The sequence below is a fragment of the Bradyrhizobium sp. SZCCHNGR1005 genome, from assembly GCF_032489995.1.
Lineage (GTDB): Bacteria > Pseudomonadota > Alphaproteobacteria > Rhizobiales > Xanthobacteraceae > Bradyrhizobium.
The window spans coordinates 298,768-321,335 of record NZ_JAUEZC010000001.1 but is presented as its reverse complement, the minus strand read 5'-3'; the positions used below and the strand labels follow the sequence as shown (position 1 = coordinate 321,335).

Below are 22,568 nucleotides of genomic sequence, written 5' to 3'. Positions count from 1 at the left end.
CAATCGAGAGCAGCCAAACACGGCGCGTGATGGCCGTATCCATCCGTGGGCAATCCAACATCGTCACGGCGCGGCGGGCGACCGACAACAAACAACGCAGCGCAAGAGAGCACGCGCGTGACCATTCCATTCGAGGTGCAGACATGAGCAGCAAGCCAAGCAAGCGCTATGTTCTCCATCCCGGTCACGTCCGCAGCGCCTACGATGGTGATACCCACTTTATCGACGGCCTGGCGCTCGCTGGCCTCTACCACGTAGACCCTCGGGAATGCGTGTCGTGGTATCCCGGCATGCTGCCGCTCGCTGGCGCGGTGCATCTCTATCCGCGCGATGATGGCCGCTATTCGCTGGAAACGGCGGCTGCATCATGAGCGGTTTCGACGTCAAAGTTTCGGGCAACATCGGCACCATCCTTGGACCGATATCGAGCCTAGCAGCCGGCGGCGGCAGGCAGGCCCTGCAAGAGGGATTGAGCGACGGCGGCGACAAGGTGCGCACCAAGGTCCGCAAGGCGATGCGGGCGCAAACCAACCCGCTCAAATACGAAACCATCACGTCTCGTGTAGACGGCAAGCGGTTCGGTCTCGCCTACATCATCAAGGGCGATGGCAAGAAAACGCCAATCGCGCTGTTCCCGCACTCGGTGGCGGGGGCAGTGACTGCAGCGCCGTGGGGTGTCTCCCGCACATTCAAGCGGTCATTCGTTCGGCCTGACACTGGCGCGCTCTCGGCGCGAACGACTTCCAAGCGCTTCCCTGTCCGCAAGCTCTACGGGCCGAACATGGCGAAGGAAGTCGTCAAAGGGCAATCGCTGGCAGCGTTTGAGGTCGGGGTGAGCACTGATGTGCTGCCCGCGATCGAGCGGCGACTAGCGCGGCTGCTCGCCAAGGGGTGAGGGCAGGCGTTCCGGCGTCGGCGGCGGGTGTTTCGCCGTCCGGGCGCGGGTCCTTCCCGACCCCGGGGGTGCCGCGCGGCGCGCGCAGTCCGGGACTTTTCCCAATTTCGGTTTTGAAAATCAGGGTTGACGACGTTGACAGAGCACCCCCCAAAAGTTGACGGGTCGGGCCTGCCGGCGGACCCCGCGCCGTTCGCGCCGTTCATGACCGTTTCCGAAATCGCGGAGCGCGATGGCGTGTCGAAACAGGCCGTTTCGAAGCGCGTCAGAGCCATGGTCGAGATGCACGGGCTTGAGGTTGAGCTTGACGGGCAAGGCCGCGTCGCTCGCATCAACGTTGCCCAATATGACCACCTGCGCGACCGTCACGGTGACCCGTCGAAAGACCAGCGGCCGGAGACGCCGGAGCCGGCGGCGCCTGCCGCCGATAGCTACGAGGAAGCCCTACGGCTCAAGACCCACTATGAGGCCGTGCGCCGGGGATTGGAGCTTGATGAGCACATTGGAAAGCTTGTCCGAGTGGATGAGCTGGTCAAGGTCGGTGATGAGATCGGCGCGAAGGTCGCGCAAGTCATCGGCTCGCTGGACAACGAGGCGGAGGCCTTCGCCATGGCGCTCGATCGCGACGGCGCGCACGGCCTCCGCGTCCTGCTGAAGCAAACACGATATCGGATGCTGACCGAGGTGGCCGACGCGCTCTCCGCGCTCGCCAAGCTCGCCGCGCAGAAGGCGAGAGCGTCCGCAGAGGACTAACACACCATGCGTTCGCATCCGTCCGCGCTCGCCCTGGTCGCCGAGCGGATGGCGAACGTGATCAGGCCCCCGACGCCCGTTCCCGTCGCTCAATGGATGAGCGAAAACATCGTTCTCGTTGACGGCCCTGAGCAGGGCAATCTCTGGAACGCGAAAGGCGCGCCGTACCTTACGGAAATCGCCAACTGCCTTTCGGAGGACCATCCGTGCAATTTCGTCACGGTGCGGAAATCGCAACAGACCGGTGCGTCTATCTTGGCGCTGGGATGGTGCCTCTACGTGGCCGATCGCGAGCCGGCAAACCTGCTCTATGCGGTGCCCGGTATCGACGCGCTCAAGGAGGTGAACAACGGCAAGCTCCAGCCGCTGATTACCGCGTGGCAAAAGAAGATCGGCCGCAAGGTCCTGGAGTCGAAACAGGACGAAAAGGAATTCGCTGGCGGGCGGCTGATCCTTGCGAACGCCAACAGCGTCTTGGACCTGTCGTCGGTGACCATCAAGAAGGGCGTTCGCGACGAACTATCGAAGTGGACGGATATTCCTGGCTACGGAGATCCTGAAAACCTGTTCTTTGGCCGCTTCACGGCGTTCCGGCGCAAGAAGACGTTCAAAATTCTGGACATCTCGACGCCGGAAATCGACACGGGAGACGAAACGGGCGAGACCGAGGGCCATTGCCGCATTGACCGACGCTTCAAGCTGTCGGATCGGCGCTTCTGGCACTGCCTCTGCCCCGAATGCGGGCAGTTGTTCATTCATCGGGATGAATTCCTGATCGTTGATGAGCAGCATCTGCACAAGAGCCGCTATCAGTGCAGTTGCGGGCACCATATCAGCGACGCGGAGCGCATCTTCGCTATCGACAACGGCGAGTGGATACCGACCCACGCTCTTGGCGACCATCCGGGATTTCATATCGACGCTTTCATCAGCAAGATGATGTCGTATGAGGCCATCGCGGAGGAAAAGCGCAAGGCCAAGACCGAAACCGGCCGGAAGGACTACTCAAACCTTGTGCTCGGGCTCGCTTTCAGGCTTCGAAGCGACGCGCCGGAAGTCGAAAAGCTGATGATGCGCCGGGTTGAGTGGATGAAGCGCGGGCATATCCCGCCCAAAGGCATCCTCTTGACCGCAGCGGCTGACGTCCAGATGCGCGGCATTTGGCTGGAGATCGTCGCCCACGGTTCGAACCGCGAAACATGGCTTGTTGATGCGCTTTACATCGACGGCGACACCGCGAACCATCGCGGCGAGGTGTTCAAGCGTCTCCGCGAGCTGACGCTTGACCGGAAATTCCCTGACGCTTTCGGGCGGGAGCGGACGATAGACGCGCTTGCGATCGATACCGGCTACCGGGCGAACACGGTCTATGGATGGGTCAGGGAAAATCAGCGGCTGCACCCTGACACGGGTTACGAGTTGATCCTTGCGACCAAAGGCATACCCGGATGGGGCAAGCCGGCGATTGGAACGCCCACGCTGCAAGACATCGACCTTGGCGGGCGCAAGATCAAGCAGGGCGCGAAGCTTTGGGGCGTCGGCATCTGGCCCCTAAAGGCGGACTTCTATTCGTTCCTGCGCCAAGAGGGCATGAAAGCCGGCGCAGAAAAGGACCCTGACGGCTACTGCCATTTCGGCATGTGGGTGGATGAGGTCTATTTCAAACAGCTAACCGGCGACCGCCTAGAGGACGTGAAGGTCAAGGGCCGCGTCGCCGGCAAGAAGTGGGCGCAGATCAAGGACAACCATTTCCACGATTGCCGCATCTACAACGCGGCCATGGCGGAATATCTCGGCATGTCCTCCACCACGGATGAGCAATGGCGCGACCTCGCCTTGCGCCGCGGTCTGCCCGACGAACTAAGCGAGCCGAGCCTTTTCGGAGGTTCGATCGCGCCGGTTGCTGATACGTCGAACGCACCTCGCACAAATGACAGTGACGGGACGCAGCAACCGGCAAACACCCACGGCCCCGAGCCGGAGACCGATCAGCCGCATGGCGGCGAGGTCTACGAGACTTGGTTAGGTCGCGATACGAGCAATTGGCATCGCTGATCGCTCGCTGTTCGCGCTGGCGACCCGGTCGCAGCGCGGTAACCGCATCACCTGACGGCAGCCGGGCGCGCGACGGGCGCGGCGCCTGGCGCTCGGTGGTGTGGGTCAAGGCCGCTCGGACAAGCGCATGGTGGGCGCGCTGTCCGGGCGGCCTTTCTCTTTGGGAAAGGCCTTCGCGAATGTGGACGAAATCCGACCTCGACAAGCTGGACGCGGCCATCGCGACCGGCGCGAGCAGCGTGCAATTCGGCTCCGGCGACAACGCCCATAGGACCGAGTTTCGCAGCCTCGAACAGATGCTGACCATCCGCCGGCTGATCATCGCGGACGTCTACGGCACGACATCGCCCGTCACCTACGTCTCTCACACCCGGGACTGATGCATGTCGATGTTTCTGAAGGCGCTCGCGTGGGTGTCGCCGCACGCGGCTGCGTCGCGCATGGCGGTCCTGTCCGCGATTGACGTCAAGCGCTCGTATGACGGCGCGACCATGGGCAGACGCGGTGCCAGCTTCAAGGGTGCGAAGGCTGATAGCGCCAACGGTGCGTTGGGTCCAGCCCTCGCAAAGCTTCGCGAACGCTCCTCCGACCTCGTGCGCAACACGTGGATCGGCTCTCGCGCCGTTGACGTTCTCACGGCTCACACCATCGGCACGGGCATTACCGTGGCTTGGAAGGATAAGCGCCTTCAGGACCTATGGGATGAATGGTGCCTCGTTGCGGATATCGAGGGCGAGAAGAGTTTCCCCGGTATCCAGAACGTTGCCTATCGGTCGGCGCTGGAGCGCGGAGACTCGGGCGTCCGGATGGTGCCTCGCAAGATCGGCTCGGGCCGCGCGGTGCCGCTGGCACTGCAATGCGTTGAGGGCGACATCATCGCAACGGAACGCGATGGCGTGTTTGATGGAAGGCGGTCGCGGCTCGGTGTCGTGCTCGGCGATTGGAATGAGCGCCTTGGATATTGGCTCTACAAGGATCATCCTTCCGAACCGACGCTCTGGAAAACGCCGCAACTGATACCGGACTTTGTTGAGCGCCGGGACTTCTGCCACATATACCGGCCGCTGCGCGCCGGGCAGGTCCGCGGCGTCCCGCTGCTCGCGCCGGTGATGCAGAGCACGCGCGATTATTACGACGCTCTTGACGCCATGGTGGTCAAGCTCCGGATGGAAGCTTGCTACGGCATGATCATCAATTCGAATGATCCTGTTGCGGGCGTGGCGGCTGCGGCGGCTCGGAAGGATCGGGACGGGCGCAATATCGAGGGCATGGCGCCGGGGATGATTTACCGGGCGGCTCTTGGCGAGACCGTGACAGCCTTTTCGCCATCGGGGGCAGGGCAGTTCGAACCGGTCGGGATGACGGCGCTCATGGGCATCGCCTCAGGCGGCATGATCACTTACGACCAACTGACCGGGGACCTCCGGCAGGCGAGCTATTCGTCAATGAAGGCGGGCGAAAGGATCTTCAAGCGCCTCGTTGAGCAGCAACAGTGGCTGACGCTCGTGCCGATGCTGATGCACCGGGTGACAGAGCGGTGGCTTGATATCGCCATTGCCGCCGGCAAGGTGAAGGAGCGCAAGGCCCCGTACCTCCGCGAATACGTCATGCCGGCGGTGGTGCCAATCGATCCTTTGAAAGACCTGAAGGCCGATATTCTCGCCGTGCGCGCCGGGCGCATCTCGCCCCAGGAATTCATCAACGAGTGGGGCCGCGATTGGCGCAAGGTCTTGGAAGAGACCAAGCAGTTTTGGGCGGATGCCGACAAAGACGGCTTGGTGCTCGATATCGATCCTCGCCGCGTTGACCAGTTGGGCGCGGCGCAAAAGGACCCTGACGCAAAGGAAGATGCCGCGTCGGATGACGACACGCCGGCTGACGGCAAAGAGAAGCAGCCGGCAGATAGCGAGGCCTGATGAAGAAACACAAGACGCGGATGCGCTCAATGGCGCGTCCGCGAATGACGCCTGATGGCTTTGAGCCGGGATTGGTGATCGCGCGCGCCGCGACCGATGATCTTTCCGCGCGCTTCACGGCATCAAGCTACGACGCGGAGACGCATACGGTTGAGGCGGTGTTCTCGGCCGGCTCGCGGGTCGCGCGATGGGGCGCTTACGAAGAGCTGGAAATCTCCGCTCTTGCCATCGACCTCAACCGCGTGGCGCTCGGACAATGCAGGCTCCTCGACACGCACAAACAGGACTCGGTCGATAGCATTCTTGGCATCGTCGAGTCCGCACGGATCGAGGGCGGCTTGCTCGTTGGCCGCATTCGGTTCGCTGATACGGACGCCGGCCGACGCGCTGAGGGCATGGTTGTCCGCGGCGAGCTGACGGGCATTTCGGTCGGCTATCGGGTGACGACGTGGACGCTCGCGTCACTTGAAAACGAGGTTGAGGTTTGGCGCGCGGTCAAATGGGAGCTGCTTGAAGTCTCCCTTGTGGCCGTACCTGCCGACCCACAGGCGTCAATTCGATCGACGCCGGTTGAAACGCAACGGGTCGATGACCCAAATCCTACGGAGAATGACGACATGCGGCGTAATGCTGCCCCGACCGCCGAGCCTTCGGCAACGACCACGACCGTGCCCGCGCCGGAGACCCGCTCCGCGCCGGCTCCGCAGCCTGCGCCCTCGGTGGCCGCGCCTGCGCCGACCTTCGACCTGACTGCCGAACGCAGCCGCGTCGCCGACATCATGACCATCGGCACCCGCGCCAACATGTCGAATGACGACATCCGTGCAGCCATCTCCGGCGGCGTTACCGCCGACGCCTTCCGCGCCCGTGCCTTCGAAGCGCTCGCCGCTGCGGCCGACGCAACGCGCTCCAGCCCTGGCCTTTCGGTGCAGGTGACGCAGGACGAGACCGAGACCCGCGTACGCCAGTTCACGGATGCGCTGACCGTTCGCATGGGTGGCGCTTCCGCGCTGCGCGACGAAGAGGGCAACGTCCGCGCCCTGGACGCCGGGGCACGTGCCTATCTGAATTATTCGTTCGCCGAAATGGCGGCGGTGGTGATCGGCTCGCGCTCCATGCTGCGCACCTCCGCCGATCGCGAAGACGTCCTCCGCCGCGCGATGCATACGACCTCGGATTTCCCGGTCATTTTCGAGTCGACCATCAACCGCGTGCTGGCCTCCCGCTATCAGCAGGCGTCGGCGACCTACCGGGAGATTTCGGTGCGCCGGAACTTCGTGGATTTCCGGCCGCACACTCAGGTGCGCGTCGGCGACTTCCCGCAGTTGCAGCCGGTCAATGAGTCGGGCGAGATCAAGTTCGGCACGTGGGGCGAGAGCAAGGAAAGCATTTCGGTCGCGCCTTACGCCATTCAGTTCGCCATCTCCCGGCGCATGCTGATTGACGACAACATCGGCGCGATTGACCAGATGCTCGGCAGCTACGGCGATAGCGTGTCGCGTTTCGAGGAAGGCATCTTCTACAAGATGAAAGCCCTCAACGGCGGCGCCGGCCCGATGCTGCAGGAAGGCAAGAAGCCGGTCTTTGATGCCTCCCGCGAAAACCTCGCTGCGGCCGGCGGTGACATCTCGGCGGATGGCCTCTCGATCGGCCGCGCCGTGATCCGCAAGCAGACCAATCAGAGCGGCGCCAAGCTCAATCTGAAGCCGGCTATCCTGCTCGTTGGTGCTGATCAGGAAACGAACGCGGACAAGGCGCTCGCGATCATCACCCCGACCAAGGAGGGCGATGTCAACCCGTTCGGCGGCAAGCTGCGGACCGTGGTTGCGCCGCTGGACGGTGATCAGTGGGAGCTTTACGCGGAGCCCTCCGCTGCCCCGGTGTTCGTGTGGGGCATGCTGGACGGCTACGAGGCTCCGCGCATGCGCATTGAGAACCCGTTCGGTGTGCAGGGCGTCGGCATCTCGCTGGAGCATGATTTCGGCTGCGGCGCAATCGATTACCGCGGTGCCTATCGCTCGCCGAACGTCGCGAAATAATCGGCTCGCGCAAGCGGAAACCATCGGGGGCGGCCTTCGGGTCGCCCCTTTGCGTTCTCGATCAAGGAAACAACGGAAGTGAAGAACAAAATTCAACACGGCAAGGTGCTGACGTTCACGGCGCCGGCCGGCGGTGCCGTCTCGGGCAACGGCTACCTCATTGGCATCATCTTCGGCGTCGCCGCTTTCTCCGCCGACGAAGGCCAGCCCTTTGAGCTGGACCGTGAAGGCGCCTACACGCTGCCCAAGAAGACCGGCGAGGCCTGGACCGAGGGCGCGGCCCTGTATTGGGACACCGCAAACGGCGTGCTCACGGTGACCGAGGGCGTGTTGCCGCGCGTTGCAGCCGCAGCCGCTGCCGTTGCCGCCGTGGCGACGTCGGGGCCGGCGCTGATCCTGCCGCCCGCGTAAGAGGGCGCAGCATGTCTCTGTTCATGGCCTTGGTGCAGATTTCGTCAAACACTGTCGATGCTGTCATGGGCGAGCGCATCCGCATCACGCCATGGACAGAGGCGGTTTACTCGGCCGGCGGCGTGGACACGACGCGGCCGGTTGCCAATGTCACGGGCGCCTATCGAGAGACGGACAAGCAAAAGCGCATCACCAATTCGGCGCCGGAAGGTCGCGATTTCGAGCGCCGCTTCGTCACGCCCAAGATTTGGTTCTCCGTGCAGGCCTCTGAGCTGAAGGGCGTTGAATATCGCCAAGGCGACCGCATCACCCGGCTGGAGCTGCCGGGCCTGCCCGAATTCACCATTTCGCTGATCGAGCCGCTTGATGATGGGCGGCTGGCCATCAGCGTCCAGACACTGGAGCCCGCCGCATGAGCCTTGCAGTCTGCGCCGTTCGCATCTGCGCCTACATGGCGTTGAAGAACGCCACCTCTGTTGCCGATCGCGTCTTTGATAGCGTGGTCGATCCCCGCGCGTTGCTCGGCAAGGATGCGTCGCCGACCATCGTTGTGCTCGCCGAGCAGGGCAAGAAAATCATCATGGGTCGGGACCTGCTCGCCGCGGAACACTCGGTTGACTTGGCCTTTGAGATGTTCGTCGCGAAGGCGACTACCATCACAATCCCGGCGGCGCACACAGACAGCGGCGAGGATGAGCCGGCCGATATCATCGAATACGCGGCGACCGATGCGGCCTATGAAAATCGCCTGCGCCGGATCGCCTATGAAATCGACGCCGTCCTGACCGGCGACCCCGGGCCTTGGGCCGAGATGTTCCGCCGCCTTGTCGTGCGTTTTCTGCCGGAGGCGGGATGGGGCCGTGGTGCCGATAGCGACGGCGGGCGCAAGTTCAACTTCATCCGCGAAATCTATTCGGTTGAGCCGGTGGCCGACCCGGTGCGCGGCGCGCCGCTCTCCGAATTGTGGTCCGACCTTCTCGACCTGATGGCGACTGTTCCGGACTTGAAGCCGCTCTCGCTCGATTGGCGGTCGCTGATCACAACCCCGACGTTGCCCGCATGGCGCTTGGCCGCCGCGACGCTCGGCCTGACCTATCGCGAGCTACGGAGCATGGGCTTGGCCCCGGCGCTCGATCATCAGGCAACCGGCGCCGCGGAGCCCGCGGTGCTGGCCTCGGTGACGCTCGATCCGGATGATTTCGCGATCTATCAGGATGCGGCGGATGGCAGCGCTACATGAGCAAATCGTCTCGCTGATGCGGGACGTGGCGGACCTGAAGCGACGCGCTGACACGATGGTTCGCCATGGCAAGGTCGTTAAGGTCGATGCCAAAAAGCACCTGGTCAAACTCCAGATCGGCGGCACGGATGAGGAGCCGCAGGAAAGCCCGTGGGTGCCTTACGCGCAGATTGCCGGCGCGCTGAAGGTGCACACGCCTCCGAGCGTCGGGCAGCAAATGACGCTGTTCTCGCCCACGGGCGACTTTCGGCAAGGCCTGTGCCTGCCGCTGACATGGTCCGACGACAACCCGTCGCCATCGGACGCGCCGGACCAACACATTCTGACGTTTGAAAACGTCAACATCACAATCAAAAAGGACAGCGTGAAGCTCACGGTTGGTGATGCCTCGATCGAGGTCACGAAAGACTCGATCAAGAACATTGCCAAGGAAGTCATCAGTTCGAAGGTCGGCGACGGCAGCGACATCGAACAGAAGAGCGACGCGATTACCTCAACCGTCTCAGGCTCCGAGATCGAGCAAACGGGTTCGGTCGTGAACGTGACGGCCTCCGCCGTCCGCACGGTCGGACGGACGTATCTCGGTGTCGATGGTAAGGGCGAGTCTCCGGAAATGCAGGTGCTGCTGATCGGCGACATCCCGGCGAAGCAAACCTTCTCCAAGCAGTGAGAGAACATGACAAACAAAAATTACAATCTGACCGGCAATGCCCCGCGCGAGCTGAAGCGCAGGGGCAGGGCGGGCACCATCACGTTGAGCGACCGCGCGGCGCGCTTCGAGCTGCGCCGCGGAACGATCGAGCTCCCGGGCGCCGAGGCGGCGCTTACGGCGACCGTGCAGGCGGCCGCCGTCACGCCGGCTCCGTCCTCCGCCCCGACCACGGAAGCCGCTCCGGCGGCTCCGGAGGCCGCTTCCGTGGCCTCTCAGGCCATCGCCTGACCAACCGTAAGAAAGGACTTGATATGAAAGTTGCCGTCATCCTGGGCTTGTTCGCCCTCATTTGCTTCATCGGCTATCTGATCGCCCGCGCGGCGCTGCCGGCGGAGGACGCTAGAACGGTCGTCGGGGATCCCGCGACCGAGCCCGCGGATGTTTCGGACGATACAAATGCGGCGGACCCGGTGCCCTCTGTCTCGGCGCCGGTCGCCTCGGTGCCGTCCGTGCCCGTCGCTCCGGTTGAGATCCCGGCGACCTGATGGCAGGCATCAACCGCGACACCGGTAAGGCGTTGGACGGTTGGGGCCATGTGGTGCAGTCGCTGCACGTGCTGTTTACGACCCATATCGGCGCGCGCTTGATGCGCCGATATTTCGGCTCTGAGGTGCCGCCGCTGCTCGGCGAGAACCTGACTGCACGGACGGTGACGCGCTTTTGTTACGCGGTCGTCGTGGCGATCGAGCTTTGGGAGCCGCGCTTCCGAGTGACGCGGGTCTACTTCAATCCAGCCGGCAACAAAACCGACCAACTGCGCTCCGGCAAGCTCTCCATGGCAATTCATGGGCAGTACCTGCCGCGCGGCCATCTCGGCGACCCGACACCTGCGCGCGGTGACTACGTCCTCGCGATCGGCGCCGGAGATGGAAGCATAACGGTGCAAGCAGCATGACCCGCTTTACCAAGCTCGATCTATCCCAACTGGCCCCGCCGGCTCTCATTGAGACGGTCGATTACGAGGCCATCCTTGCCGATCAAAAGGCGTGGGTACAATCAACCTGGGACGCCTACCGCGTAGGGCGTCCTGATCTTCCGACCCTTGACACGCTGATGCTCGAGACCGAGCCGATCGTGATCATTCTTGAGGCCATCGCCTATCGCGAGACGCTGTTGCGGGCGCTGGTGAATGACAAGGCCCGCGCGCTGCTCCTGGCCTATTCGGTCGGAACGGACCTCGATCAAGTGGGCGCGCTCTTTGACACGCCGCGCCGGTTGATTGATCCGGTGAACAAAATCTATCAATCGGATGCCGAGTACCGCGAAGAAATCCAGATGGCTCCGGAGGCGTTCTCCGTTGCAGGCCCGGAAGGCTCCTACGTCTACTTCGCCCGGCGCTCGCATCCGTCGCTTAGCGACGCGATCGCGATCAATCCGCACTCCAACCGGGTTGATGTTGTGGTGCTGGCGCGTGACGGAAACGGCGTTGCGACATCGGAGGCGGTGACGGCGGCCTATAACGCGTTGTCGCCCAAGACCACGCGGCCCCTGACTGATGACGTGCACACCATGTCGTCAAAGCCCATTGATGCCGCGGTACGCGTCTTGATCCAGATCGGGGGCGGCCCCGCGCCTGAAACGGTGCGAGCGAACGCAACCAAGGCCTTGGACAACTACCGGCTCTTGCGTCGGCGCATCGGGATGGCCCTTCGGACTGACGGGCTGATTGGTGCGGCTCGATCCGGGGCGACGGGTATTGAGAAAGTCATCGTGGAAAGCCCGGCGGCGGACGTGATCCCGGACGGCTACAGCCACGTGCATGTCACCTCGATAACGGTTGACGTCGAGGTGATCGATGACTGACCTCGCGGAGATTGACGACCCCGACATCCATCTGTTGCCCTCGAATGCCTCTCCGCTTGAACGGCTCATGTCGGCGAGCGCTCAGAGGCGGTTCGATGGCATCCCGACGCCCATTGAAACGATCAAGCGGCCGTTCGATGCGCCGCTCAACTTTCTCCCGCATCTGGCATGGGAGGTGTCGCTAGACGTTTGGGAGGAAGATTGGCCCGAATGGCAGAAGCGTAGGGCCATCGCCAATTCGATCCATCTGCACAGGATCAAGGGCACGCTGCCAGCCCTCATCGGATGGCTGGAGCTGATCGGCGCCGAGCTGCAAAGCTATGTCATTCCGCCCGTGGGCGCCTATGCCGCGCCGAGCGCAACTCCGGAGGAGAAGGCGGCCTTTGCAGCGCAGTTCCCCGAGCTGCGGATTTATCTGGAAAGCGACTACGGCACTGCGGATGCCGACCTCTACACGAATGACGGCTTTTCGGACGATGAGTTCGTCACGGTCTCAACCGCCGCTGATCGCTACGGCAACCGGGCGTACCTCGTTGACAAGGGCGTAAGCACTCCGGTGCCGATGCTTCCGGTGACGTGGGCAGGGGCCAACGCGATCAACGAGGGCTTGGTCGGGGTGGTGATCCCGGGCGAGGATGATGGCGGGTTCTTCATCGCGGATGCGGCAGCGGATGCCTCCTTCGTCACGGCGGCCAAGATCACGTCAAAGCTGCTGACCATCGCGGCTGATCGCTCCTATGTGCCGATCACGCCGCAGCCTGTCATCTTGCCGGGCGACACCCCGCCATTGACGCTCATGAACGTCATTCCGGAAAGGATCGCGACAACGGGCATCATCGGCCTCGACGTGCTCCATATTGAGGTCGGCTATGTGGGGGATTATCTCGGCGACAAGGATAGTTCGCTCCGCATCTATGACCGCTATTACCTCTATGACGCCACGCGGCTCGTAGGGACGCCGGGAAGCGATGGCGGGTTCTTCCTCGATAGCACGCGGCTGGAAATCCCGCCGTTCTATGCAGAGATGCGGGTACACTTCGGGGGCTCGGCTCCGGTGCCGTCGTTCATGCTTGATGACGGCTTTGTTGATGAGGCCTGCACGGTCCCGGTTCAAGGCCAGTTAGACCGCGTCGCCGCAGCCCTGCGCGCCGCTAAATCCCATCGTGATCAGATTTGGTTCACGACACAAATCTCACGCCCCGTTGAATTTGACGACGCTGTCCCGCTGGACGGTTCGATCGCGTTTGACGCTGAAATTCCGCTCTACGACTGACAGAGGTGAAATGGAACAAATCGTAAAGTTCGGCGCGCGCCAAAAGGTGACCGTCGATGACATCAACAATCTCGGCCTCTACGCACGTGACAGCATGGACCATGTCGTCAGTGACGCGCTTGTCCCGACCGCGAAGTACGCCGGCGGGGACGTCTCGATCAGCGGCACCACCACCATCAAGGTTGCAACGCCATTCCGCCTCTGGAGCCAAGGCCGCGTTTACGGCAACGAGACTGACAACGGCGTCACCATTGACCTGATCGGCCAGCTTCCTACCACGGGTTTCAAGCGCATCTGTGCTATCTGCCTCGTCGGCCTTGATCAGGCGGACAAGGTTGAGGAGCGGGACTTCCTCGTCAATGCCACGACGCGCGAGACGCAGGCGCAGCCCACGGCGACCCGCGACATTCGCACGGCCTCGGTGCAGGTGGTTGCTGGCGCAGCGGCTGTTGACCCGGCTGCGCCCGCGGTGCCGATCGAAGCCCTGGTGATGGCCTATGTGACGCTGACCCCGAGCGCGGTGCAGGTGGTGACGCAGGTGACCGCCAACCGGCTCGCGTCGCTGGTGGACGTGGATGGTCGGCTCATTGTGGTCGAGCAGTGGAAGGACATCACGCAGCCGATCATTGACGGCATGCGCTCGGACATTGCCAAGCTGCAGCAGCAGGCGCAGGGCAACCAGTCCAAGGGAATGACCGTCTACCTGCTTGAGCAGGTGGCGCGCCTCTCTGACATGGTCGGCGTCGATGACGCGGCGAGCTACAGTAAGACCGATTGGTTCCTCGATCAGCGGGACTCGGACATCACGGACCCGCGCTATGTGGCGAAGGTGGAGGAGGGGCTACGCTTCGCCGATGCCAACGCGGAAACGTCCTCGCCTGTCCTGTCCAATCCGGCCGATACCAAGTTCGTGGTTGGCTCGGATGGCCTGCTGTTGCCGGCCTTCACGTCGGTGCCGCTGGTCTCGAACATCGGCAAGGATAGCGAGGTCGCGCTTTCGAATGCCGGTGCGCAGAACATCACCTCGGTGCAGCGCACGGTTTCGCAGACCCGCATTCGTTGGGGCACCACCTATCTGATTTGCACCAACTCGGCGATGTGGCAGAGCGGCCGTTATGACCCGGTGTCGGGCATCTTCACGGACGCGGCCGGCAATACCTATCAGGTGCTGGACCCGCAGCTCGCGCTGATCAATCATCAGATGATCCGGATCGAACAGTTCTGGACTGACACGTATCAGGAAATCTATTGGGATACGATCGTCACCACGGCGGCTTTTGTCGGCAACGTCTGCTCGCAAACCTTCATGGCTCCGCGCGCCGCGTGGTTGACCAAGGTGCGGCTAGGCTTCAGCCGGTTGGACACGCAAGGTGACCTCCGCATCCTCATTGCGAAGGTGACCCCGTCGTCCTCGCCTGATCCGGTCAACGTCCTGCAAACGGTCACGGTCCCGGCTTCGCAGTTGAAGCTTTACCCGACCATCACGGACATCCCCATTCCGCCGGTCTATGTGGAGGCGGGGCAGCGGGTCGCGGTGATCATGATCACGCCGGGCAATCACTGGCTCGCGATGTGCGAAAACAACAAGTACGCGCAGGGGACGTTCTTCACCTCGACCGATGGCGCGTGGTTCCAGGGCGATATCTCGCGCGATGCCTGCTTTGAAATCCAGGCTGCGGCGTTCTCCGCGCCGCGCGTGGTTATCGATCTCGATCCGTGGTCCTGCAACGGCGGCATGACGGATATCGACATGATGCTGACGCAGATTGCGCCGGACCCGACCAACATCGTCTTTGAGGTGAAGGTCAACAATGTCTGGTATCCGATTGCGGCACCTCCGACCGCTACGACGCCGCATCCGCTGACCGGGCAGCCGGCCTCGGTAGGCGCGCGCATGACGCTTAACGGCACCACGGAAGTGATGCCGGGCATCTATCTCAACCTGTCCAAGGTGACGCGCTCGCGGCCGCGCACGGATGGCGTGCACGTTTCGACCGAGCGCGACGTCCCGGGACCGGTGACCGAGGTGCAGGTGATTGCGACGCTGGAGGATTTCCAGACCGAATACAACAAGGTGGATGTGAAGCTCCTCACGGGCGGAACCTTCGCCAACCAGATCACGGCGAGCACCGTGGCTGACGTGCTCCAGCCGGACGGCTCCGTTCGGCGGACCTTCACCTATTCGGGTCTCCCGAGCCTGACCAAGTTCAAGCGCATGATCAGCATCGGCACCGACTCGCCGTTGCGGACCTTCCATGTCGCTTGCCTCACTGACGTTGCTATCCCGTAAGGAGCGGATGACATGGCAGACACCACCACAACCGGGGCGCAGGCCCCGGTTTCCACGGCGACCATCGTTCCCGTTGTGTCGTACGTTACAAACGCGATCAACACGGCAGAGACGGCCACACAGGCGTCATCCGTCGCGCCGGCTCCGAACGCTGCTCCGGTGACGGAGAACGCGTCAGCGCCTGCGGCTATCGATCCGGAGACGCAATATCGAGTGAACCTCCGGACCTCAATTCGCGTCGGGCGCGCGAAGGTGCATCCCGGGCCTCGCGTCCTGCTGCGCGGTGACATCCTGTCATCGGTGCTCGCCTCTGACGCCACCATCGTCACCGGCTACGCGAGGGCCTGACACGATCGGCCGGGGCCTGGTGCTCCGGCCGATTTCGTTCAAGGGGGACAGATGAGCGATTACACACCCTTCCTGAGCAGCCAAATGAAGGTCTTGGGCGGTGCGGCCTGGGACCGGCTGATCAGGCAGATTGCGGCCGACCTCGCCGCGCTCTTCGAAAAGGAGGACGTGCAGACGCAATTGGCGAATTCGCTGCTCGCGCGCGGCCTGCAGGTGATCGAGGATTTGGTTTCTCCGGTCGCGCTGGACGCACAGACCCGCGTTTCGGCGATCGATGCGCTGATCAATGCCGGGACCGAGGTGGTCAACACCTTCACGAAGACGTCGCAGCAACAGCTTGACCAAATCAGCGGCTATCTTTCGACCATCGAACACGGTGGCGTCACGGCCAATCTTGTGGTCGAGACCGCGGCGCGCGTGTTCGTGGATGCCGTGCTCAAGGCCAAATTGGCCGCAATGTTCGCTGGCGATGTTCCGGTCGCGCCGACGCCGGCGGCTGACGCGAGCGATGCCCAAGTCGCCAATATGGCGGCGCTGCGGGCGTTCCTGAATTCACCGAGCTTTGCGGGCGCTCCGAAGGCACCGACGCCAGACACTGACACGACGGACGACACGATCGCGACGACGGCGTTTGTTCATGCGAACGTGGATGATGTGAAGTCCAAGGCCTTCAACAAGGCCGGCGACACAATGACCGGCGCGCTCAACTTCAACACGCCGGCCGGCACGCCCATCGTGATCAGTTCCGAGCATGCTGGCGCGGCCGGGTGGACGACGTACCTTGACGACGGCGCCGGCAATTACACGCTGTCGCATGCCGGGGCGGTGGCGCTGAAGCTGGCCGCCAATGGAGCACTGACGATAAGCGGCGCGCTCGCGGCCAATGGCCTCACGGTCAACGGCGTCATGGCGACGCTCAATCAGGGTTTCCAGGCCAACAATGATAGCCGGATCGAGCGCGCCGGCACGAACACCGGTTATTTGTTGTTCGGCAACGGTGGAAGTTACCTCGGGTTTGACGGGAGCAACTTCGTTTCGACCAACTGGCTCATTGGTCCGCGCGGCCAGCGATACATGGACCTTTCGGACCAGGCGCCCAACACTGTGAGCAGCGTTCGCGGCGTATATGCCGGCCAATCTGCGCCGGCATGGAACGACTGGAGCCAAGGGCAGATTGCCCACGCGTTCTTCACCGGCGCGATGTCCAATGACGGCGGGTGGAACTTTCAAGCCCGTTACATTCAGTATCTGATCAACGGACAATGGGTCACAGCGGGGTGGGCGTCATGACGACTATCGTATCTTATGGCACGTGGTCGAGTTATGTTCCGGACCCGTGGCCGACCGGCCTGCCGAACAACATCGCCTTTTGCAAGAGCGACGCGGACGGAACCGATTGGTATGCATTCCAGGCGGCGCGCGGGCTGTCGGACGAAAGCGTTAAGCTGGTGTGCCGAGCCGATGCCAATGGCCGCATGATCGTGCAGGTGGCGACGATCGAGGGGAGCCGGCTATTCCCGGCAGGGTCTCTGCTGCTCGAAATGTACGACGCAATGGACATGACGGACCCGGCTGCGCCTGATCCAGAAACGGCTTTCGGCGGCAAGATGTACGACGCTGCCACCAACGCGCTCATTGACGCGCCGGCCCTTGTCGTGGTGCCCGATAGCGCCACCAAGCTCGGCCTGAAGCGTGCCTTTGACGAACTCGCCCAATGGAACGCCGTCAAGGCGATCATCGCGGCCGATGCCAAGACGCAAGAGGAATGGGATTTGGTGACGGAAATCAAGCGCACTGACCCATTGGTGCAAGGTGTCATCGCGGCGCTCAATCTGACAAGCGATCAGGTGGACCAACTCATCATTCGGGCACGCGCTCTCACGACGTAGCCAACCACCAACACCAGACAAATCAACCCTTCGAAGGCCGTCCGTTTCGGGCGGCCTTTTTCTTTGGAGACGAAATGACCGATCCGGTTTTTGGCATTACCATTACCCGCGACAATACCGACCCGAGGCCGGTAGTCGCATCTGACCTTTCCGTGGTGGGGCTAATCGGTCCCGCGCCCGCGGCGGACCCGAACATCTTCCCGCTTGATACGCCGGTCTATATGGCGTCCTCCGACCCCGCCATGCTGACGGCGCTGGGCGCCGGGGATCTTCAGGAACAGCTTTCGCTGCTCAACGACCAGTTGGCCGATTACGAGGTTGCCGCCAAGACCGTCATCGTTCGCACCGAGGAAGGCAAGACCGAGGCGGAGACCATCGCCAACATTCTCGGCGTTGAGGCCGATCGGAGCGGCCTTTACGCCTTTCTGCTCGGTGGCCCCGAGCTGGGCGTCATCCCGCGCCTCATTGGCGTCCCGGGCTATACCCATCAGCGCAACGGCGCCGACGCAAACCCCATCTGTGTTGCTCTGCCGGGCATATTGGACAAGCTCATCGGTCACGCGGTCGTGGAAGGCCCTGGCACCAACGCCACGGCAATCAAGGCTTGGCGCGAGACGATGAATTCCAGCCGGCTCATTCCAATCGATGCGTGGGTACGCATTCAGGCGGGCACCGAGGCCGTTTCTGCCCCGGGCGTCGGCGCGGTGCTCGGCATCGGCGTGCGCCGGGACTATGAGAACCGCGGCGTTCCGGGGAAGTCCTTTGCCAATCAGGCGGTGCAGGGAATCCTCGGTCCCAACCGTTTCGTGGCGTTCTCGCTCACGGATGGCGCGACCGAGGGGCAGGACATCTTGAGCGCCAATGTCGGCGTCCTCCTGCGCGGCGAATTGGGCGTGGAAACCGCGATCGCGGACAGCGGTTTCGTGTTCGTGGGGACGGATAACGCCGGGACGGACCCGCTATGGCAATTCTACAGCGTCACCCGTATGCGGGATTACATCCACCTCGGTTTGCTGAAAACGCTGCGGCTGTATCTCGGCGGGAACAACATCACACGCCAGACCGTGCAGGCGCTGCTCAATACGGCCTCGCGCTTCCTGCGCGATCTTGTCGCGACCGATGACATTCTCGGCTTCAAGGTCGGTTTCGAGCCGAACAAGAATTCGCCGGAGAACCTGCGCCTCGGAAAGCTGCGTTTCTACTTCCAGGCGGAGGAGCCGCCCGTCCTGCGTCGGATCGACATCGACTCACGCCGCTACGAGCACGCGTTGGAAATCCTGATCGCCGATCTTGCGGCCGACACCAACGACCTGACGGGCTGATCGGCCTGCGCCTCGCCGATCACGGCGGGGCGCTTCCTCATTCCGGAACACCAATAAGGATCACGCCACATGGCGAATACCGTTTACGTCCAGACCGCGGCCAACCTGTTTTGCGGCGACGATGACCCGACCAAGTCCAAGCACCTCACGCTTGAGGAAATGCGCCTGCCGTCGCTGGAGGAGAATTACGGCGAGCACACGCCCGGCGGCGCGCTGATCGGCGTTGAATTCTCGCTCGGCATCAAGAAGCTGGAGGCCGGCTTCAAACTGAAGGGCTTCGACCCCGACCTGTTGTCGCAATTCGGCCTCGGGGGCAAGCAGCGCAACGTCTACACGTCCTATGGCGTGATCGTTGACAAGCGCACCGGCCGGGCGATCGAGAGCAAGGCAATCATTGAAGCCCGGCTCGGCCGGATCAGTCAGGACGCGTTCCAGCGCGGTCAGTTGGCCGGCTGCGACTATGCGCTCAACGAAATCGTGAGCTATCAGCTTTGGTTCGATAACAAGGAAAAGATCGCCTGGGATTTCTTCACGAACGTCTGGCGGATCGACGGCATTGACCAGAATGCCGACGAAAACACCATTCTCCGCATCGGGACGGCCTAACAGGCCGTCTACCGCACGCGCTGTCCCATCCGAACATTCACGGACCATCACCCCATGACTGACGAAGTTGAGACCAAGGCCGCTCCGGCGTCGCCGAGCTTTGTTGACGGCCGCACCAAGACCATCCCGCTTGAATGGCCGCTCGAATACGACGGCGAGATTTATACCGACGTCACCGTGAGGCGCATGACCGGCGCGGAGGTGTCGGCGTTCTTCGCACAGCCGGAGGAGACGCGGCGGCTGCCGATGTTCAATTGCCCGGCGGAGGTGATTGACGCGCTGGACGCTGACGACGCGGCAGCGGTGAGCAAGGCGGTGATGGATTTTTTGCCCCGCTCGATGCGACCGGCGGGCGGATAAACCCGCTCGCCGTTCGCTTCTATGTGAGCTTCACGGCCCATTGGCTTCACACGCCCATTGACCGGCTGCTCGCGATGGATTGGCTCGAATTGATCGGCTGGTTTCAGCAGGCGGTTGAAATACGAAAGATGGGATAGCCAATGGCAAATCTCGTATCGAGCTTGATCATCAAGCTTGTAGACGGCATCAGCGGCCCGGCAAAGGGCGCGGCCGCATCACTCAAGCAGGTTGAGCAAACCGTCGCGCAGGTGGGCAAATCTGCGGGCGGCGCCGAAAAGGTCGCCAAGTCAATCCAGGACATCAACAAGGCCGCGTCCAACAACGCGGCCATCGGTTGGTCAAAGGGGTTTGCGGCCGACATCGGCAAGCTCGGGCTGTCGGCGGACAAGGTGAAGGAGCTGGAGCGCACCTTCAAGGAATTCTATTCGACGCTCGGCAAGGGCAAGACGCTCCTAGACAACCTGCCCAAGCTTGATGTTTGGGAAAAGGACACCCTCGCGCACCTGCGCCGGGTTGAGAGAGAGGCAAGGAAGCTCGGCGGCGGGGGCGGCTCCGGCGGAGGCGGAAACGGTTCCGGCGCGTCGGCCGGGGGCGGACAGGGCAATATCGCGGGCCTGCTTGGCCTGGCTCGCGGCGCGCTGCCGACCATCGGGGCAGGCTATGCCGCCTATAGGCTCGGCAAATTCACGGTCCACAACGAGGCGGATTGGCAGCGGGAGAAATGGCGCGGCGCGCTCTCGGGCATGACGCCCGAGGAAATCGCGGAGGCTTCTGCGAAGGCGCATGAGCTGTCCATGAAATACAAGAACGTCGGACAGCAAACCGCAATGGAGCATATCCGCAAGCTGCGCGGCACGCTCGGCGACCAGCATCATGCCTTGGAATTTGCCGAGCAGATCGTCCAGGCGCAAAGCGTGCTGTCGTCCGGTCCCGGCGGCGCTGAAGGCGGGCAACACGACCTTGAGCAGCTGACGAAAGGCTTGGAGGGCGCGGGTTATGCCGGTTCGCCTGACAAGTTCGGGCGCATGCTCAACGCCTTCGTGAAGGCCAAAAACCTCTACGGCGAGACGTTGAGCGGCGAGGACTTCCGTACCTATCTGCAGCGGTCGAAGTCATCAAAGCTCGGTCTTGATGAGGAATATCTTGCGCTGGTTGCGCCGACGATGATCCAGCATGAGGGCGCGGACCAATTCGGTACGGCGCAGGCGACTACGTTTAGCTCGCTGATCGGCAAGCGCCAAACGGATGCGGCAAAGAAACGGCTTCGCGATTTCGGCGTGCTCGGCAAGGGCGATCAGCTGAAGGAAAAGGAGCTGTTTATCCGCAATCCCTACGAATGGGCGACAAAGTTTCTCAAGCCCAAGATGGAAGCGGCGGGCATGAAGCTGGAAACCGATGCCGGTTCGGCGGAGCGCAACAAGGCGGTTGACTTCCTGGCAACGCATTTCAGCAACCGGAACGCGGGCGAATATTTTGCCTCGCTGCTCGCCAATCAGGGCGTCATCGAAAAGGATAAGCTGAACCTGCAGAAGGCGAAGGGCATGGAAGCGGCGCAACAGACGACGCAGAATGACCCTTATCAGGCTTGGGCGTCCGTGGTTGAGCAATCGAAGAACCTTGCAACGAACATCTTCGAAAACGTCACCATCATCACCAACGGCCTCAACGGTTTGGCTTCCGCCCTGGCGACGCTCGCGGACTACTTCAAGGGCGATTGGTGGCAGAAGGTCAAGCCGGAAGACAAGAAGGCCTATGAAGACAAGGCATCGACCGGCTACCCGGGCGAGGGTCTGACATTTAGCCCCGATGATGCGGACAAAGCGGAGAAGGCGCGCAGAGACGCGGAGGCTGCGGAGCGTGACAAGCGGCGATCGGAGAACCCGAACACCTTCAATTTCGGCATGTTCGGCGATCAGAAGGGCAGCGAGGCGGCAGCGGCCGGCGAGAAGACCGGCTCCAGCTTCCGCGAGAACCTGCAAGGCCAGCTCAAGGGCGCGGAGGACGACATCAACGCCTTTGTGGCGAAGGCCCTGAGTAGTTTGAGCTTCAGCGCATCGCCAACGGTGACGCCGCAGATTGGCGGCGTACCGCCAACCTCCGGCCCCGCGCCGGCAACGGCAGCATCAGGCCGCAAGAGCAAGAAACAGAGCGCCTATGACGCGTCGATGCATCTCGGCGCGCTTACGGATGATCACATGCTCGGCAGCCTCCATGACCATGAGTTCGCATAATGCTGTACGCACTCGGGCCGCTCGATTTCGAGGTGGCGCCCTTCAATACGCATCAGTTCGGCCGCGACCACGCAGCCGACTTCGCGCCAAAGGACTTGCTCGGCTCGCGCCGCGGTCATGAGTTCGTCGGCGATGGCGAGGAAATCATCAAGATGGTGGGCAAGCTGTTTCCGCACAAGCTCGGCGGGCTGGACTCGCTCGATATGCTCGGGGCACTCCGGGAAAGCGGTGCGCCTCAATTTCTTCTGCGCGGCGATGGCGTCCCGCTCGGCTGGTATTTGATCACGCACGTAAGCGAGACGTCGACCCATCTGGACGGGCAGGGCGTCGGGCGCATGATCGACGTTGAAATTGAGCTTGTGAAGGATGATCCGCCGGACCCGGCTGATTACGTCGCCTCGCTCTTCACGCTGTTCGGGTGACGC

At 62.7% G+C, this 22,568-nt stretch carries 25 protein-coding genes; all 25 read left to right on the top strand.

Going from position 1 to position 22,568, the window contains the following annotated elements; translation table 11 throughout:
• The first annotated feature begins 29 nt into the window (after positions 1 to 29).
• The 25 genes from QXZ85_RS01465 (at position 30) to QXZ85_RS01345 (ending at position 22,565) form a co-directional block, all read left to right on the top strand.
• Positions 30 to 371, top strand: a complete 342-nt coding sequence (locus QXZ85_RS01465; RefSeq protein WP_316173559.1) for a hypothetical protein — start codon at positions 30 to 32, stop codon at positions 369 to 371.
• Positions 368 to 895 (top strand): hypothetical protein, encoded by a 528-nt coding sequence (locus QXZ85_RS01460; protein WP_316173561.1) that lies wholly within the window; start codon positions 368 to 370, stop codon positions 893 to 895. Before QXZ85_RS01465 ends, QXZ85_RS01460 begins: the two co-directional genes overlap by 4 nt.
• A 126-nt stretch (positions 896 to 1,021) precedes the next feature.
• The gene (locus QXZ85_RS01455; RefSeq protein ID WP_316173563.1) at positions 1,022 to 1,648 is read left to right on the top strand and encodes a winged helix-turn-helix domain-containing protein; all 627 of its coding nucleotides are present in this window, start codon (positions 1,022 to 1,024) and stop codon (positions 1,646 to 1,648) included.
• 6 nt (positions 1,649 to 1,654) lie between these two features.
• Complete coding sequence (locus QXZ85_RS01450) at positions 1,655 to 3,703, top strand: terminase gpA endonuclease subunit (RefSeq protein ID WP_316173566.1); 2,049 nt, start codon at positions 1,655 to 1,657, stop codon at positions 3,701 to 3,703.
• A gap of 179 nt (positions 3,704 to 3,882) precedes the next feature.
• Positions 3,883 to 4,083 carry a phage head-tail joining protein gene (locus QXZ85_RS01445; RefSeq protein WP_316173568.1) on the top strand — a complete coding sequence of 67 codons (201 nt, stop codon included), beginning with the start codon at positions 3,883 to 3,885 and terminating at the stop codon, positions 4,081 to 4,083.
• Between the two features lie 3 nt (positions 4,084 to 4,086).
• The gene (locus QXZ85_RS01440; protein WP_316173571.1) at positions 4,087 to 5,619 is read left to right on the top strand and encodes a phage portal protein; all 1,533 of its coding nucleotides are present in this window, start codon (positions 4,087 to 4,089) and stop codon (positions 5,617 to 5,619) included.
• A 29-nt stretch (positions 5,620 to 5,648) separates the two neighbouring features.
• Positions 5,649 to 7,658, top strand: coding sequence for a prohead protease/major capsid protein fusion protein (locus tag QXZ85_RS01435; protein WP_316173573.1), 2,010 nt, complete (start codon positions 5,649 to 5,651; stop codon positions 7,656 to 7,658).
• 78 nt (positions 7,659 to 7,736) lie between these two features.
• Positions 7,737 to 8,069 (top strand): DUF2190 family protein, encoded by a 333-nt coding sequence (locus QXZ85_RS01430; RefSeq protein ID WP_316173575.1) that lies wholly within the window; start codon positions 7,737 to 7,739, stop codon positions 8,067 to 8,069.
• A 23-nt stretch (positions 8,070 to 8,092) separates the two neighbouring features.
• A complete protein-coding gene (locus QXZ85_RS01425; protein ID WP_316173576.1) occupies positions 8,093 to 8,485 on the top strand; it encodes a hypothetical protein in 393 nt (130 codons plus the stop codon).
• Between the two features lie 35 nt (positions 8,486 to 8,520).
• Positions 8,521 to 9,309 (top strand): hypothetical protein, encoded by a 789-nt coding sequence (locus QXZ85_RS01420; RefSeq protein ID WP_316173577.1) that lies wholly within the window; start codon positions 8,521 to 8,523, stop codon positions 9,307 to 9,309.
• On the top strand, positions 9,293 to 9,979 hold the full coding sequence (locus QXZ85_RS01415; protein ID WP_316173579.1) for a phage baseplate assembly protein V: 687 nt from the start codon (positions 9,293 to 9,295) through the stop codon (positions 9,977 to 9,979). Before QXZ85_RS01420 ends, QXZ85_RS01415 begins: the two co-directional genes overlap by 17 nt.
• 6 nt (positions 9,980 to 9,985) lie before the next feature.
• A complete protein-coding gene (locus QXZ85_RS01410; RefSeq protein ID WP_316173580.1) occupies positions 9,986 to 10,249 on the top strand; it encodes a hypothetical protein in 264 nt (87 codons plus the stop codon).
• Between the two features lie 23 nt (positions 10,250 to 10,272).
• Positions 10,273 to 10,506, top strand: a complete 234-nt coding sequence (locus QXZ85_RS01405) for a hypothetical protein (protein ID WP_316173582.1) — start codon at positions 10,273 to 10,275, stop codon at positions 10,504 to 10,506.
• The gene (locus QXZ85_RS01400) at positions 10,506 to 10,916 is read left to right on the top strand and encodes a GPW/gp25 family protein (protein WP_316173583.1); all 411 of its coding nucleotides are present in this window, start codon (positions 10,506 to 10,508) and stop codon (positions 10,914 to 10,916) included. The genes QXZ85_RS01405 and QXZ85_RS01400 overlap by 1 nt, the downstream gene beginning before the upstream one ends.
• Positions 10,913 to 11,824, top strand: a complete 912-nt coding sequence (locus tag QXZ85_RS01395) for a baseplate J/gp47 family protein (RefSeq protein ID WP_316173584.1) — start codon at positions 10,913 to 10,915, stop codon at positions 11,822 to 11,824. The genes QXZ85_RS01400 and QXZ85_RS01395 overlap by 4 nt, the downstream gene beginning before the upstream one ends.
• A 34-nt stretch (positions 11,825 to 11,858) precedes the next feature.
• Positions 11,859 to 13,097, top strand: coding sequence for a phage tail protein I (locus QXZ85_RS01390; protein WP_316228786.1), 1,239 nt, complete (start codon positions 11,859 to 11,861; stop codon positions 13,095 to 13,097).
• 10 nt (positions 13,098 to 13,107) lie between these two features.
• Positions 13,108 to 15,387: a hypothetical protein gene (locus QXZ85_RS01385; RefSeq protein WP_316173587.1), complete on the top strand. Its 2,280-nt coding sequence runs from the start codon at positions 13,108 to 13,110 to the stop codon at positions 15,385 to 15,387.
• Between the two features lie 12 nt (positions 15,388 to 15,399).
• Positions 15,400 to 15,735, top strand: coding sequence for a hypothetical protein (locus QXZ85_RS01380; RefSeq protein ID WP_316173589.1), 336 nt, complete (start codon positions 15,400 to 15,402; stop codon positions 15,733 to 15,735).
• Positions 15,736 to 15,786: 51 nt separating this feature from the next.
• Positions 15,787 to 17,025, top strand: coding sequence for a hypothetical protein (locus tag QXZ85_RS01375; RefSeq protein ID WP_316173591.1), 1,239 nt, complete (start codon positions 15,787 to 15,789; stop codon positions 17,023 to 17,025).
• Entirely contained in the window at positions 17,013 to 17,624 is a 612-nt protein-coding gene (locus tag QXZ85_RS01370; RefSeq protein ID WP_316173592.1) for a hypothetical protein, read from the top strand. Before QXZ85_RS01375 ends, QXZ85_RS01370 begins: the two co-directional genes overlap by 13 nt.
• 74 nt (positions 17,625 to 17,698) lie before the next feature.
• Positions 17,699 to 18,946, top strand: coding sequence for a phage tail protein (locus tag QXZ85_RS01365; RefSeq protein ID WP_316173594.1), 1,248 nt, complete (start codon positions 17,699 to 17,701; stop codon positions 18,944 to 18,946).
• Between the two features lie 69 nt (positions 18,947 to 19,015).
• Entirely contained in the window at positions 19,016 to 19,552 is a 537-nt protein-coding gene (locus tag QXZ85_RS01360; protein WP_316173596.1) for a phage major tail tube protein, read from the top strand.
• A gap of 54 nt (positions 19,553 to 19,606) precedes the next feature.
• Complete coding sequence (locus tag QXZ85_RS01355) at positions 19,607 to 19,912, top strand: hypothetical protein (protein WP_316173598.1); 306 nt, start codon at positions 19,607 to 19,609, stop codon at positions 19,910 to 19,912.
• Positions 19,913 to 20,052: 140 nt separating this feature from the next.
• Positions 20,053 to 22,143, top strand: a complete 2,091-nt coding sequence (locus QXZ85_RS01350) for a hypothetical protein (RefSeq protein ID WP_316173599.1) — start codon at positions 20,053 to 20,055, stop codon at positions 22,141 to 22,143.
• Positions 22,143 to 22,565 carry a phage tail protein gene (locus QXZ85_RS01345; RefSeq protein ID WP_315773012.1) on the top strand — a complete coding sequence of 141 codons (423 nt, stop codon included), beginning with the start codon at positions 22,143 to 22,145 and terminating at the stop codon, positions 22,563 to 22,565. The genes QXZ85_RS01350 and QXZ85_RS01345 overlap by 1 nt, the downstream gene beginning before the upstream one ends.
• Positions 22,566 to 22,568: the final 3 nt, after the last annotated feature.